Below are 14,129 nucleotides of genomic sequence, written 5' to 3'. Positions count from 1 at the left end.
CGATGGCTGCACTGAGCCTTCAAGGCGTCAAAAAAACCTACGACGGCAAGCAGTTTGTCCTGCACGGCATTGATGTGGAAGTGACGGACGGCGAATTCGTCGTGATGGTCGGGCCGTCCGGCTGCGGGAAATCGACCTTGCTGCGGATGGTCGCGGGGCTGGAAAGCGTGTCCGAAGGGACGATTTCCATCGGCGAGAAAGTGGTGAATAAGCTGGAGCCGAAGGACCGGGACATCGCGATGGTGTTCCAGAACTACGCGCTGTATCCGCACATGAGCGTCGCGCAGAACATGGCGTACGCGCTGAAGATCGGCGGTGTCAGCAAGTCTGAAATCGACCGGCGCGTGCAGAATGCCGCGAAGATCCTGGAACTCGAACCGTTGCTCGCGCGCAAGCCGCGCGAGTTGTCCGGCGGCCAGCGGCAACGTGTGGCAATGGGCCGCGCGATCGTGCGCGAACCGGCCGTGTTCCTGTTTGACGAACCGCTGTCCAACCTCGACGCCAAGTTGCGCGTGCAAATGCGGCTGGAGATCCAGCGGCTGCACGCACGTCTTGCGACCACTAGCCTGTACGTCACCCACGACCAGATCGAGGCAATGACGCTCGCGCAGCGCGTGATCGTGATGAATCGCGGCCGGGCCGAGCAGATCGGGCCGCCGACCGAAGTCTACGAGCGGCCGGCGACGGTGTTCGTGGCAAGCTTTATCGGCTCACCGGCGATGAATCTGCTGGAAGGCCGTGTGTCGGACGACGGGTCTGGCTTCGATGTCGCGGGTAATGGGCCACGCCTGCCGCTCGCGGGCATGCAGTCGCTGCAACAGGATTTGAAGGGCCGTGAGTGGGTATTAGGCATTCGGCCGGAACACATGTTGCCGGAGCAGCAGAGCGCACATGTCTCGCTGACTGTGGATTCCTGTGAACTCCTCGGCGCCGATAACCTCGCGCATGGCCGCTGGGGCAAACACGACGTCGCGGTGCGTTTGCCGCATGAACATCGTCCGGCGCGCGGCGAGGCGCTGGAAGTGGCGCTGCCGGCTCACCGTCTTCACATTTTCGATCCGGCAACGGGCTTACGCGTTAATTAAAGGGAACGAGAGGGTACAAGAACATGAAAATCTGGCCTTATCCGCGCATCGTCGCGCATCGCGGCGGCGGGAAAGTCGCGCCGGAAAACACGCTCGACGGTATTGACACCGGTGCGCGCCTCGGTCTGAAAATGATCGAATTCGATGCGAAATTATCGGCGGATAACGTTGTGTTTTTGCTACACGACGACCTCGTCGACCGCACGTCGAACGGGCGCGGTGCGGCGAAAAATCTTCGCTACGAAGAACTTGAACAACTCGATGCCGGAAGCTGGTTCGATCCGAGTTTCGCCGGCGCACGCATGCCAACGCTCGTCCAGGTCGCGCAACGGTGTTTTTCGCACGGATTGGCGGCGAATATCGAAATCAAGCCGTGCGAAGGGCGCGACGTGGAGACGGGCGTTTTAGTGGCGCAGGAAGCCGCGCGGCTGTGGTCAGGAGCAGAAACGGCGCCGCTGCTGTCGTCGTTTTCGTACGCTGCGCTTGAGGCCGCTGCCGGCGCTGCGCCCGATCTGCCGCGCGGTTTGCTCTACCAAGCCATTCCCGGCGACTGGCGCGCCCAAACCGCGGCGTTGGCGTGCGTGTCACTGCATGCTGATCACAAGACGCTGGACGAGCGTCTGGTTGCGGAGATCAAGGTTTCCGGCTTGCGGATACTGGCTTACACCGTCAACGACCCCGAACGGGCGCGCCAGCTCGCGAAATGGGGCGTGGACGCGATCTGCACGGACCGGATCGACGTAATCGGCGCTGATTTTCTGGATTGAGCTGAAATACGCAAACACGTGAAACCGCGCGCCGGAAGCGATTCCGGCGCGCGTTTTTCATCGATACAAGCAAAAGACTTATCGGGCGCGGGCCAGCAACACGCCTGCTACCAGCGCCAGGCCGCCCACCAGGGCAATGGTTTGCCACGGTTTGTCGTGAATATAGGTGTCCGCATCGGCCAGGGCCGCATTCGCACGAGCGCGCACCGCGTCTTGCGTATTATTCAAACGCTCGCGTGCCGAATCCACGCTCTTGCTCAATTGAGCGCGCAGCGCGGCGACGTCGGCTGACGTCCCTTCTGACAGTGTTTCTTCAATTTCCGAAATAAGCGTGCGCAATTCGCCGCCAATGTCCTGCGCCGCGTCGCGGCTATGACGCGAAATGCGGCGTGCACGGCGACTGGTGGAGTTCCATGAATCTCCGAGGGCATCTCGCGTATTTGGGAATGCGTTCATAGGATCGCTCCGTCGATGGATGAATCGTGGATGGGCCGCGAAAGTGCGGAAAAACAGAAGGTGAGCAAGTTGGATGCCGATTGCCCCGCCGCGTTCAACATTGCACGTTCGAGCCTTGCCACGCAAGGCATCTGGCGAAAAGCAGAAAATCGGTAAAAGTAGAAACTGCCCGGATGCGTTCGGAAAACCGCACGCTGCGAGTCATATTTACAAGCGCTGAAAGACAAACGCCGTTGCGAGGAATACTCGCAACGGCGTTTGTTCTTGGTTTGCTTTGACGGAACAGCGTGAAAAAAAGGGCGAGTGCAGGCGTTTAAACCGTGTTTCAAACAGTATTTAGAACCGATATCCGACGTTCAGGTACGTCACGATCGGGTTCAGCTTCAGTTTTGCTTCTGAGTTCACGGTGAGCTGGCCGACCGGCGTCTGCGCCTGGGTCGTGAGCTTGGCCGTGGCATGGAGGGGCACGAAGGAAATGGAGAAACCGGCGAACCAGTGGTCGTTGAACGCGTATGTAAGGCCTGCATTAAACACGGGGGCCCACGAACTATCCGTCGATACATCGGTCGGACCATGCAGTACGTTGGCTTCGAAAGCGGTATTCGTGATCTTTGCGTCGGTGAACCACACGCGTGTCACGCCAATACCCACGTAAGGGCGAATCTTCGACTGTGGTTGCATGAAGTAGTACTTCAGCAACAGCGTCGGGCTCCACTGCTTGGCCGATCCGAGCGTGCCATATTGCGAATACGACTTTTCGCCTTTCAAGTCGAACGTGGGCGGAATGCCGAGAACAAATTCGCCAGCAATATGGTCGGTGACAAAGTAGCCCGCGGTGAAGCCGGCGGTGTCGCCGCTGGAGAGGCTCGCGCCGGTGTTGGGTACTTCAATGCCGACTGGCGATCCACCTACGCTCGTTTCCTTGAGCGGGCCGCTACTGGAGATAGGAGCGAAATGGAACCAGCCTGTAGTGACGTAGAAAGTGTTCGCCGACTGTGCATGTGCCGCGCCAGACACGCACGCGAATGCAGCGACCCCCGTAACAACCCGTTTTATTTTCATTGAGTGCTCCTCCGAAAAAGCACGCTAATTATGAACAGAACATTTGAAACAAACCATGCTTCACCTCAGAGCGTTTTCCCTAAGAAGAATGCTGGCTCCAATTGGGTTAGCGCGACGCCGGACTCCTGATTTTCCCGGCTGGAGCATGGGTTGCTGCGCGGCTTGACGCGTCCCCGCAGGACTTGAACGAAAAATTTCAAGGTGGCCCAGAATATGGCTTTGACGGACCGCCGGAATACCCGAACCCGACCAACGCTCGACCAACGGAAAATCCAGCATGGCACGGCTAGCACGACTCTACGTTCCCGAACAACCGCAGCACGTCATCCTGCGCGGTCTCGATCAGCAGCCCGCTTTCGTCGAAGCTCCGGACTACGAGCTTTTCATCGAATGCCTGCGCACGGCCTCCCGCGACCACCATCTCGCCATCCACGCTTACGCGCTGATGCCCGGCGCGGTGCATCTGCTCGTCACACCGCGCGACGAAGCGAGCCTCCCGAAAGCCATGCAGGCGGTCGGCCGGCGCTATGTCGCGCATTTCAACCGCCGTTATGCCCGCCGCGGCACCTTGTGGGAAGGCCGCTACCGGGCAACGGTGATCGAAGGTGAAACCTACTTCCTGCTCGCGAGCCGGGTCGTCGAGATGGCGCCTGTGCATGCCGACCTCGCGGCCCTCCCGCAAGACTACAAATGGTCCAGCTACCGCCATCACATCGGCTTGACACTCGACAGCCTCATAACCGATCACCCGCTCTACTGGAAGCTCGGCAATACACCGTTCGAACGCCAGCGCGCCTATACAGAGCTGTGCGAGCAGCCGCTCGACGAACGCGAAGCCAACCGGCTGCTTCAGGCGACGCTCAAGGGCTGGGTGCTGGGCAGCGAGTCCTACAGGGAGTGGGCAGGGCGCGCCGCCAACCGGCGCGTGTCGCCGTTGCCTCGCGGCCGTCCACGCAAGATTCGCGAGACTCCTCAGACCCGTTAACGGAGTTTTATCGCCGGAACTGAAGAATGACTGAACGGCATGACGACAAAAATCGGCATGCCGTTTATTTTTTTCGAAATTTGATGTGGATCTAATTAAATGGGGCAAACGTGCACCAACTCGATAATAGGTGTCAGATCAACGCGTTTTGGTTGCCAACATTTTGATTCATCGCGTATATTTCGTTTTCCGGCAGTCCAGGACGCATCGCGTCTGTTTTGCACGACCGGCTCGCGATCATCGCTTCGCGTTTTCGCCCAGGTTCAGGGTCTTGGCCTGCCGGAGGCGCGACCAAAGCACACATTAGCAACGCAAAAACATGTTCAACGGCCGCCCGCGGCCCCCCACAGAACACGGTGACCCATGAACGATCAACTGCCGCCGACTCTCGGTTCCGCTCCCGCCGCGCAGGGCATGTATGACCCCGAGAACGAACACGACTCCTGTGGCGTTGGTTTTGTCGCGCACATCAAGGGCAAGAAGCGCCACGAAATCATCCAGCAGGGTCTGAAGATCCTCGAAAACCTCGACCATCGCGGCGCCGTCGGCGCTGACAAGCTGATGGGCGACGGCGCGGGCATCCTGATCCAGATCCCCGACGGGTTTTATCGTGAGGAGATGGCGAAGCAGGGCGTGACGCTGCCGCCGGAAGGCGAGTACGGCGTCGGCATGATCTTCTTGCCGAAGGAACACGCGTCGCGTCTCGCGTGCGAGCAGGAACTGGAACGCACGGTGAAAGCCGAAGGCCAGGTCGTGCTCGGCTGGCGCGATGTGCCCGTCGACGCCACCATGCCCATTTCTCCGACCGTTAAGGCCAGCGAGCCGTTGATCCGGCAGATCTTCATTGGCCGGGGCAAAGACATTGTTGTGACCGACGCGCTCGAGCGGAAGCTGTACGTGATCCGCAAGACGGCCAGCCATCGGATTCAGGCGCTTAAACTCAAGCACGGCAAGGAATACTTCGTGCCGTCGATGTCGGCGCGTACCGTCGTCTACAAGGGCCTGCTGCTGGCCGGTCAGGTTGGCGTGTATTACCGCGACCTGCAGGACGAACGCACCGTCTCCGCGCTCGCGCTCGTTCACCAGCGCTTCTCCACCAACACGTTCCCCGCGTGGGAACTCGCGCACCCGTACCGGATGATTGCGCACAACGGTGAAATCAACACCGTGAAGGGCAACGTCAACTGGCTGAACGCGCGTACCGGTGCGATTGCCAGCTACGTGCTGGGCGACGACCTGCCAAAGCTCTGGCCCCTGATCTATCCGGGCCAGTCGGACACGGCATCGTTCGATAACTGCCTTGAACTCCTGGTCATGGCGGGTTATCCGCTCGTCCACGCGATGATGATGATGATTCCCGAAGCCTGGGAACAGCACACGTTGATGGACGACAATCGCCGCGCGTTTTACGAATATCACGCTGCCATGATGGAGCCGTGGGACGGCCCCGCCGCGATCGCGTTCACGGACGGCCGCCAGATTGGCGCGACGCTCGACCGTAACGGCCTGCGTCCGGCGCGCTACGTCATCACTGACGACGACCTCGTGATCCTCGCATCGGAGTCTGGCGTGTTGCCGGTGCCGGAATCGAAGATCGTGAAGAAGTGGCGTCTGCAGCCGGGCAAGATGTTCCTGATCGACATGGAGCAAGGCCGGATCATCGACGACAAGGAACTCAAGGACAACCTCGCGAACGGCAAGCCGTACAAGAGCTGGATCGACGCCGTGCGCATCAAGCTCGACGAAATCGAGCCGAAGGCGGAAGAGGTCGATACGCAGCGCCGTGAAGCGGCTGCATTGCTGGATCGTCAGCAGGCGTTCGGCTACACGCAGGAAGACGTCAAGTTCCTGATGGCGCCGATGGCGCAGCTGGGCGAAGAAGCCGTTGGTTCAATGGGGAATGACTCGCCGCTCGCGGTGATGTCGAACAAGAACAAGACGCTGTATCACTACTTCAAGCAGCTCTTCGCGCAGGTCACGAACCCGCCGATCGATCCGATCCGCGAGAACATGGTGATGTCGCTGGTGTCGTTCGTCGGCCCGAAGCCGAACCTGCTCGACACGACCAACATCAATCCGACGATGCGTCTCGAAGTCTCGCAGCCCGTGCTCGACTTCAGGGACATCGCGAAGATTCGCGCCATCGATAAATACACCGGCGGCAAGTTCAGCTCGTACGAACTGAGCATCTGCTATCCGGTGGTGTGGGGTAACGAAGGCGTGGAAGCGCGCCTCGCTTCGCTGTGCGCGGAAGCGGTGGACGCGGTCAAGTCCGGCTACAACATGCTGATCGTCTCCGATCGCAAGATGGATCGCGACAACCTGGCTATTCCGGCGCTGCTCGCGACCTCCGCTATCCATACGCATCTCGTGCAGCACGGTCTGCGCACGAGCACGGGTCTGGTCGTGGAAACGGGCTCGGCGCGCGAGACGCATCACTTCGCGTTGCTTGCGGCCTATGGCGCGGAAGCGGTGCATCCGTACCTCGCGCTGGAAACGCTCGCGCAAATGGCAGAAGGCCTGAAGGGCGATCTCTCCGCCGATAAAGCCATCTACAACTACACGAAGGCCGTGGGCAAGGGCTTGTACAAGGTCATGTCGAAGATGGGCATTTCCACGTACATGTCGTACACCGGCGCGCAGATTTTCGAAGCGGTCGGGCTCTCCAGTGAACTCGTGGGGAAATACTTCACGGGCACGGCATCGAAGGTCGGCGGCATCGGCATTTTCGAAGTGGCCGAGGAAGCGATTCGCCTGCATCGTGAGGCGTTTGGCGAGAACCCCGTGCTCGCGACCATGCTCGATGCGGGCGGTGAATACGCGTATCGCGTGCGTGGTGAAGAGCACATGTGGACGCCTGACGCTATCGCCAAGCTGCAGCATTCCACGCGCAGCAACTCATACCAGACGTACAAGGAATACGCCCACCTGATCAACGACCAGACCAAGCGTCACATGACGTTCCGTGGTTTGTTCGAGTTCAAGGTCGATCCGGCGAAGGCGATTCCTTTGGACGAAGTGGAACCGGCGAAGGAAATCGTCAAGCGTTTCGCGACCGGCGCAATGTCGTTGGGTTCGATCAGCACCGAAGCGCACGCAACGTTGGCTGTCGCCATGAACCGGATCGGCGGGAAGTCGAACACGGGTGAAGGCGGTGAAGACGCAAACCGGTATCGCAACGAACTGCGCGGCATTCCGATCAAGAACGGCGACACGATGCGCTCGGTAATCGGCGACGAAGTCGTCACCGATATCCCGTTGAAAGACGGCGATTCGCTGCGCTCGAAGATCAAGCAGGTGGCATCCGGACGCTTTGGTGTGACGGCGGAGTATTTGTCGTCGGCTGACCAGATCCAGATCAAGATGGCGCAGGGCGCGAAGCCGGGCGAAGGCGGACAACTGCCGGGTCACAAGGTCAGCGAATACATCGGCAAGCTGCGGTATTCAGTGCCGGGTGTTGGCCTTATCTCGCCGCCGCCGCACCATGACATCTATTCGATCGAAGACCTGGCGCAGCTTATTCACGATCTGAAGAACGTGAACTCGTCGTCGAGCGTCTCGGTGAAGCTGGTGTCGGAAGTGGGTGTGGGGACGGTTGCTGCCGGCGTTGCCAAGGCGAAGGCCGATCACGTCGTGATCGCGGGCCATGATGGCGGCACGGGCGCTTCGCCGCTGTCGTCGCTCAAGCATGCGGGCACGCCATGGGAACTGGGTCTGGCCGAAACGCAGCAAACGCTGGTGTTGAACCGTCTGCGCGGCCGTATCCGCGTGCAGGCCGACGGCCAGATGAAGACGGGCCGCGACGTGGTGATCGGTGCGCTGCTCGGCGCCGATGAATTTGGTTTCGCGACCGCGCCGCTCGTCGTGCAGGGTTGCATCATGATGCGCAAGTGTCACCTGAACACGTGCCCGGTCGGCGTTGCGACGCAAGATCCGGTGCTGCGCGCCAAGTTCACGGGACAGCCGGAGCATGTGGTCAACTTCTTCTTCTTTATCGCTGAAGAAGTGCGCGAAATCATGGCGCAACTGGGCATCCGCAAGTTCGACGATCTGATCGGTCACGCCGAATTGCTCGATACAAAGAAGGGCGTCGAGCATTGGAAGGCGAAGGGTCTGGACTTCTCGAAGGTGTTCTATCAAGTGCCGAACGACGGCAGCATTGCGACGAAGCACGTCGAGACGCAGGATCATGCGCTTGAGAAGGCGCTGGATCATGTGCTGATCGAGAAGTCGAAGGCGGCTATCGAGAAGGGCGAGCACGTCTCGTTCATCCAGCCGGTGCGCAACGTGAACCGCACGGTCGGCGCGATGTTGTCCGGTTTGATTGCACGGAAGTACGGCCACGACGGCCTGCCCGACGACTCGATCCATATCCAGTTGAAGGGCACGGCGGGCCAGAGTTTCGGCGCGTTCCTGGCGAAGGGCATCACGCTGGATCTCGTCGGCGACGGCAACGACTACGTCGGCAAGGGGCTGTCGGGCGGGCGCATCATCATTCGCCCGACTAACGACTTCCGCGGCAAGTCGGAAGAAAACATCATCTGCGGCAACACGGTGTTGTACGGCGCGATTGAAGGCGATGCGTATTTCCGCGGCGTCGCGGGCGAGCGTTTCGCCGTGCGTAACTCGGGCGCTACAGCGGTCGTGGAAGGCACCGGCGATCACGGTTGCGAATACATGACCGGCGGCACGGTGGTCGTGCTCGGTGAAACCGGGCGCAACTTTGCGGCGGGCATGTCAGGCGGCGTGGCGTTTGTCTTCGATGCAGACGGTACCTTCGGCGGCAAGTGCAACAAGGCGATGGTCGCGCTCGATCCGGTGCTGCAGCAGGCAGAACAGGAACGCACGGTCGACCGGGCTTTGTGGCACACCGGCAAGACCGACGAAGCGTTGCTCAAGGACCTGATCGAGCAGCACTTCCAGTCCACCGGTTCAACGCGTGCGAAAGCGCTGCTCGAGAACTGGGATGCGTCGCGTCGTCAATTCGTGAAGGTATTCCCGACGGAATACAAGCGTGCGCTTGGCGAGATGGGTGCGAAGAAAGCGAAGGATGCGATCGCGGCCTGAGTTTTCCGCTGATTCTGCTGAGATCTAACGACTAGTACGGCCCTTCGGCGTTGAGCGTCGAAGGGTGGATTAACCCCCAATACAGAGAAAGAGAACCACATGGGCAAGGCAACCGGTTTTCTCGAGTTCGAGCGCCAGCATGAGACGTACGAAGCGCCGCTCGCTCGCGTCAAGCATTACAAGGAATTCGTTCACGCGCTGTCGGACGAGAACGCGAAGGTCCAGGGCGCGCGTTGCATGGATTGCGGCATTCCGTTCTGCAACAACGGCTGTCCGGTGAACAACATCATTCCAGACTTCAACGACCTGGTGTTCCAGCAAAACTGGAAGACGGCCATTGACGTGCTGCATTCCACGAACAACTTCCCGGAGTTCACCGGGCGCATATGTCCGGCGCCGTGCGAGACGGCTTGCACGCTCGGTATCAACGACGATCCGGTCGGCATCAAGTCGATCGAACACGCGATCATCGATAAAGCCTGGGCCGAAGGCTGGGTTGCCCCGTTGCCGTCGAAGCACAAGACCGGCAAGAAGGTTGCGGTGGTCGGATCGGGTCCCGCTGGATTGGCGGCTGCGCAGCAACTGGCGCGTGCAGGACACGACGTGACGGTGTTCGAGAAGAACGATCGGATTGGCGGATTGCTGCGGTATGGCATCCCCGATTTCAAGCTCGAAAAGTGGCTGATCGATCGCCGCATGCGGCAGATGGAAGCCGAAGGCGTCGCGTTCCGGACCAACGTGTTTATCGGTAAGGATCCGCTGCCGGGGCATATCGCGAATTCATCGCGTGAAACCATTTCGCCCGATGAGTTGCGTGAACAATTCGACGCCGTTGTCATTGCTGGCGGCTCGGAAACGCCGCGTGATCTGCCGGTGCCTGGACGTGAGATGCAGGGCATCCATTACGCAATGGAATTCCTGCCGCTGCAGAACAGGGTCAATGCCGGCGACACGGTCGTCGACCAGTTGATTGCCAAGGGCAAGCACGTTGTGGTGATAGGTGGCGGCGATACGGGTTCGGATTGTGTCGGGACATCGAATCGGCATGGCGCTAAAAGCGTGACGCAGTTCGAGTTGCTGTCGCAGCCGCCCGAGACGGAGAACAAGCCGCTGGTGTGGCCGTACTGGCCGATCAAGTTGCGTACGTCGTCGTCGCATGAGGAAGGCTGCGAGCGCGATTGGTCGGTGGCGACCAAGCGCTTCGAAGGCAAGAATGGCAAGGTTGAAAAGCTGATCGCGGTGCGCGTGGAATGGAAGGACGGGAAGATGCAGGAAGTGGCGGGATCGGAGTTCGAAATGAAAGCCGATCTGGTGCTGCTCGCAATGGGCTTTACGCAGCCCACGTCGCCGGTGCTCGAGGCCTTTGGTGTCGATAAAGACGCGCGTGGCAATGTGAAGGCTTCCACCGAAGGGGAAAAGGCTTACTTTACTTCCGTGCCGAAGGTATTCACCGCCGGCGATATGCGTCGCGGGCAGTCGCTGGTTGTGTGGGCGATCCGCGAAGGACGGCAGTGCGCGCGGTCGGTGGATGCGTTTTTGATGGGGTCTAGCGAATTGCCGAGGTAAGATTTTTCTCGCGAAATGTTCGTTAAAAAGCCGGGCGCGATGTTGAATTGCGCCCGGCTTTTTATTGCGTGGAACGTTGCGATGAATAAGCACAAGCGGTGAGTGATTTTCAACGTACAACCGGCTTACGTGCCGAAAAAATTGGCGTGAGAAAAAGTGACCCAACTTCACGCAAACCAATGTGACTATCAGCATTCCTCAGCGCCAATATAGCGATAATTTTTCTCTATTCAGCGCTGTGAATGCCATGTGAAAAGGCTAGTCGCGCACGAGAACAACACGCATTTAATCTCAAAATATTTTGTAATGCGTAATAAAATGTCAAAAATTTAGAATTCCTCTGGTTTATAGCTTGAAGCTTTGCGAAACAGCTGCACATGTGTCTGGCAGTAATCGTTTACTCATAACCAGGAGATCACATGAGCAAAACCAACGCGTATGTTGAACATCGGCCATTGTCAAGCGAGAAGGGCACCGCGACGACTCATCACGTCGTCATCGTTGATCATAAGGAAGTCAGGAATGTGAGCACGCAAAAGGAAGCCGCAGATTGGGCGGTTACTAAGGGTTACGCGGTGCATGTGGCAAGGGAGCGGCACTTGCAGGATAGAGCCACGCCTGCGCATTGGCGTGCTTACCCGTAACTGGACCTGCGCCGCGAGGTTCGCTGCGCGGCGAACAACGTGAGCGCGATTACAGGGAGCGGCGTGAGCAAGGTCTTACGCCGTTTTTAACTCAATAGTTCAGGTTGTCAAACGAGGGACGCGATCATCGATCATCGCCCTTTGCCAAATGTCTTGAATTCCAACAGTAGAGCGCGCATACCCATGCGGCCGATGAATTAGCGAGCCACGTTTATTCACGACCGCAAGTGTTTCCTCACCGCACTGTTTCCCTTTCCATCCCGCACTATTACGACTTATCTGATACCGCTGCAATGCACATCAGAGCATGCTCATGCCCTCATAATTTTCAGGGGCATGGAATGAACAAGATCAAACGATTGTCCGTCAGCGCGTTCTTGTTAGCGGCCTTCTTTACACTCACCGCATCGGCTGGAACCGCCGACCATGGCTGGACCTACGACGGCGACCATGGTCCAGCTCATTGGGGCGCCATGACCGAAGCCTTCCACGCGTGCGAAAGCGGACGTGCTGAGTCACCGATCGACATCGAGAAGGCAAAGAAAGCGCCCACCGATATGCCCCGTCTCAAGGTCAACTACCAGCCGCTCCCCATCGATATCATCAACACGGGGCACGCTGTTCAATTCAACGCGACGCCCGGTACGGACAGCATCACCCTCGGCAATCAAGCTTATCAACTCGTCCAGTTCCACTTCCATTCGCCGGGTGAAGAACGTTTCGCCGGCAAGGACAGCGTGATGGACGCACATCTCGTGCACCGCTCCGAAGACGGCAAGCTCCTCGTGCTGGCTGTTCAATTCCAGCTCGGCGATCAACCCAACCCCGTCATTCACGCGATGTTGGACCGCATCCCCAGCGAGAAAGGGGCTGAGTTCAAGGTGAGCGCGGTCATGGTCAATCCGATCGACCTGCTGCCCAAACACACGAGCTACTACACGTACAGCGGTTCACTGACTACGCCGCCTTGCTCGGAGGGCGTGACGTGGATCGAGTTCAAGGAGCGGGTGAGCATGACCCAGCAGCAACTCGATGCCATGCAGCGGTTCTATCACGGCAACCAACGCCCGGTCCAAGCGTTGAACGGACGTGAGATTTGGGAAGTGGAGTGATTTGACTGCGCCAGGAGATCGCTTGTCGAAGGGCGGTGCGTGGCACATGAGCAGGCCGTTTTAGTAAAAGTTAAAACGGCCTGGCTTTCATCCTCAAGAAAGTTACCCGGTCACAGCATCCAACACTTTGCCCCGCGTTTCCGGCAGCAGCAACGCTGCGATGATCACCAGCAAATACCCCGTCCCCGCTACCATACCTATCGCTTTGACAAGCGACATTCCCTGCGAAAGCACGCCGACAAGAATTGGAAAGAACGAGCCGAGCCCGCGTCCAAGGTTGTAGCAAAACCCCTGCCCCGAGCCGCGGATCGCATTCGGATACAGCTCCGATAAATACGCGCCAACACCCGCAAAAATACCCTGTACGACAATGCCGAGTGGAAAGCCGAGCAGCAGCATGGTGTGGTCGGTGATGGGGATCATCGTGTAGATCATCCCGAGCAGAAACGAGCCGATAGCAAACAGGACGAACGATGCGCGCCGCCCGATCTTGTCGCAGAGAATGGCCCCGAACACGTAGCCCAGAAACGAGCCGACGATCAACACCACGAGATAACCGCTCGTGTTGAACACGGACAAATGGCGCTCGGTCTTCAGATAGGTCGGCAGCCACGTGGTAATGGCGTAATAACCGCCGAGCATGCCGGTGCACAGCGCGCTGCCTAATATCGTTGTCTTGAGGTGCGAGCCTTTGAAGATATCGGAGAACTTGGACGTTTCAGTGCCGGCATCACGCGCACGTCGTGTGGCGAGATAGATGTCCGGGTCGCTGACGTTGCGGCGAATGTAGAGGATCCAAAGCGCCGGCAAGATACCGATCCAGAAGCACGCGCGCCACGCGGTATCTTCGGGCAACAACGCGAAGAACGCCCAGTAAAGGATCGCCGCAGCGCCCCAGCCGAATGACCAACTGCTCTGCACGGTCCCCACAGCCTTCGCCCGATGCTGCGGCGAACGAATGGTCTCGGCCATCATCACCGTGACCACGGACCATTCACCGCCAAAGCCCACGCCTTGCAGCGTTCGCGTGGCCAGCAACTGCCCGAACGAATGCGTGAAGCCGGAAAGAAACGTGAAGAACGCGAACGTGCCGATCGTCCACTGCAAAACGCGGACGCGGCCATATCGGTCGGAGAGAATGCCGGCGAGCCAGCCGCCGATAGCCGATGAAATCAGCGAGCTCGTCGCGATCATTCCGGCTTCGCTCTTCGTCATGCCCCACGTGGCAATCAGCGTGGGAATGAGGAACGAGTAGATCATGAAGTCGAAGGCATCGACGGCGTAACCGCCGAAACCTGCGTAAAGCGTGCGGCGCTCGCGCGTCGTCAACTCGGTGAACCACTCGAACGCACGCATCCCGTCTCCCGTTCAAAGCCTGCCCGAGC

Annotated in this window: 10 protein-coding genes; 7 read left to right on the top strand and 3 right to left on the bottom strand. The window is 59.1% G+C overall.

Annotation, left to right across the window (positions count from 1 at the left end; translation table 11 throughout):
* Positions 1-2: 2 nt before the first annotated feature.
* Both BSU04_RS42280 and ugpQ read left to right on the top strand, forming a co-directional pair.
* A complete protein-coding gene (locus BSU04_RS42280; protein ID WP_089166135.1) occupies positions 3-1,085 on the top strand; it encodes a sn-glycerol-3-phosphate import ATP-binding protein UgpC in 1,083 nt (360 codons plus the stop codon).
* A 23-nt stretch (positions 1,086-1,108) separates the two neighbouring features.
* On the top strand, positions 1,109-1,852 hold the full coding sequence (ugpQ, locus tag BSU04_RS42275; RefSeq protein WP_089166134.1) for a glycerophosphodiester phosphodiesterase: 744 nt from the start codon (positions 1,109-1,111) through the stop codon (positions 1,850-1,852).
* Positions 1,853-1,930: 78 nt separating this feature from the next.
* On the opposite strand, the gene BSU04_RS42270 is transcribed toward ugpQ, so the two are convergent.
* Both BSU04_RS42270 and BSU04_RS42265 read right to left on the bottom strand, forming a co-directional pair.
* Complete coding sequence (locus tag BSU04_RS42270; RefSeq protein ID WP_089166133.1) at positions 1,931-2,308, bottom strand: DUF883 family protein; 378 nt, start codon at positions 2,306-2,308, stop codon at positions 1,931-1,933.
* Between the two features lie 336 nt (positions 2,309-2,644).
* The gene (locus BSU04_RS42265; protein ID WP_089166132.1) at positions 2,645-3,370 is read right to left on the bottom strand and encodes an OmpW/AlkL family protein; all 726 of its coding nucleotides are present in this window, start codon (positions 3,368-3,370) and stop codon (positions 2,645-2,647) included.
* A 277-nt stretch (positions 3,371-3,647) separates the two neighbouring features.
* Here BSU04_RS42265 and BSU04_RS42260 point away from each other — a divergent pair, with 277 nt between their 5' ends.
* The 5 genes from BSU04_RS42260 to BSU04_RS42240 all read left to right on the top strand — a co-directional run bounded on the left by BSU04_RS42260 (position 3,648) and on the right by BSU04_RS42240 (position 12,744).
* Entirely contained in the window at positions 3,648-4,355 is a 708-nt protein-coding gene (locus BSU04_RS42260; protein ID WP_089166131.1) for a transposase, read from the top strand.
* Between the two features lie 363 nt (positions 4,356-4,718).
* On the top strand, positions 4,719-9,422 hold the full coding sequence (locus tag BSU04_RS42255) for a glutamate synthase-related protein (RefSeq protein ID WP_089166130.1): 4,704 nt from the start codon (positions 4,719-4,721) through the stop codon (positions 9,420-9,422).
* A gap of 99 nt (positions 9,423-9,521) precedes the next feature.
* Positions 9,522-10,988 carry a glutamate synthase subunit beta gene (locus BSU04_RS42250; RefSeq protein WP_089166129.1) on the top strand — a complete coding sequence of 489 codons (1,467 nt, stop codon included), beginning with the start codon at positions 9,522-9,524 and terminating at the stop codon, positions 10,986-10,988.
* 419 nt (positions 10,989-11,407) lie between these two features.
* Complete coding sequence (locus BSU04_RS42245; RefSeq protein WP_179258623.1) at positions 11,408-11,632, top strand: hypothetical protein; 225 nt, start codon at positions 11,408-11,410, stop codon at positions 11,630-11,632.
* Positions 11,633-11,973: 341 nt separating this feature from the next.
* On the top strand, positions 11,974-12,744 hold the full coding sequence (locus BSU04_RS42240; RefSeq protein ID WP_179258622.1) for a carbonic anhydrase: 771 nt from the start codon (positions 11,974-11,976) through the stop codon (positions 12,742-12,744).
* Between the two features lie 102 nt (positions 12,745-12,846).
* Here the strand turns inward: BSU04_RS42240 and BSU04_RS42235 are convergent, their stop codons facing one another.
* The gene (locus BSU04_RS42235) at positions 12,847-14,100 is read right to left on the bottom strand and encodes an MFS transporter (RefSeq protein WP_089166127.1); all 1,254 of its coding nucleotides are present in this window, start codon (positions 14,098-14,100) and stop codon (positions 12,847-12,849) included.
* Positions 14,101-14,129: the final 29 nt, after the last annotated feature.

It is taken from the genome of Caballeronia sordidicola, from assembly GCF_002220365.1.
Lineage (GTDB): Bacteria > Pseudomonadota > Gammaproteobacteria > Burkholderiales > Burkholderiaceae > Caballeronia > Caballeronia sordidicola_C.
The sequence above is the reverse complement of the archived record's forward strand: the minus strand, read 5'-3'. Positions and strand labels throughout refer to the sequence as shown.

What these genes read in the sequence shown, in the direction of transcription:
- BSU04_RS42280 (WP_089166135.1), top strand. Translation starts at nt 3, where the DNA reads ATGGCTGCACTGAGCCTTCAAGGCGTCAAAAAAACCTACGACGGCAAG.
- ugpQ (WP_089166134.1), top strand. Translation starts at nt 1,109, where the DNA reads ATGAAAATCTGGCCTTATCCGCGCATCGTCGCGCATCGCGGCGGCGGG.
- BSU04_RS42270 (WP_089166133.1), bottom strand. Translation starts at nt 2,308, where the DNA reads ATGAACGCATTCCCAAATACGCGAGATGCCCTCGGAGATTCATGGAAC.
- BSU04_RS42265 (WP_089166132.1), bottom strand. Translation starts at nt 3,370, where the DNA reads ATGAAAATAAAACGGGTTGTTACGGGGGTCGCTGCATTCGCGTGCGTG.
- BSU04_RS42260 (WP_089166131.1), top strand. Translation starts at nt 3,648, where the DNA reads ATGGCACGGCTAGCACGACTCTACGTTCCCGAACAACCGCAGCACGTC.
- BSU04_RS42255 (WP_089166130.1), top strand. Translation starts at nt 4,719, where the DNA reads ATGAACGATCAACTGCCGCCGACTCTCGGTTCCGCTCCCGCCGCGCAG.
- BSU04_RS42250 (WP_089166129.1), top strand. Translation starts at nt 9,522, where the DNA reads ATGGGCAAGGCAACCGGTTTTCTCGAGTTCGAGCGCCAGCATGAGACG.
- BSU04_RS42245 (WP_179258623.1), top strand. Translation starts at nt 11,408, where the DNA reads ATGAGCAAAACCAACGCGTATGTTGAACATCGGCCATTGTCAAGCGAG.
- BSU04_RS42240 (WP_179258622.1), top strand. Translation starts at nt 11,974, where the DNA reads ATGAACAAGATCAAACGATTGTCCGTCAGCGCGTTCTTGTTAGCGGCC.
- BSU04_RS42235 (WP_089166127.1), bottom strand. Translation starts at nt 14,100, where the DNA reads ATGCGTGCGTTCGAGTGGTTCACCGAGTTGACGACGCGCGAGCGCCGC.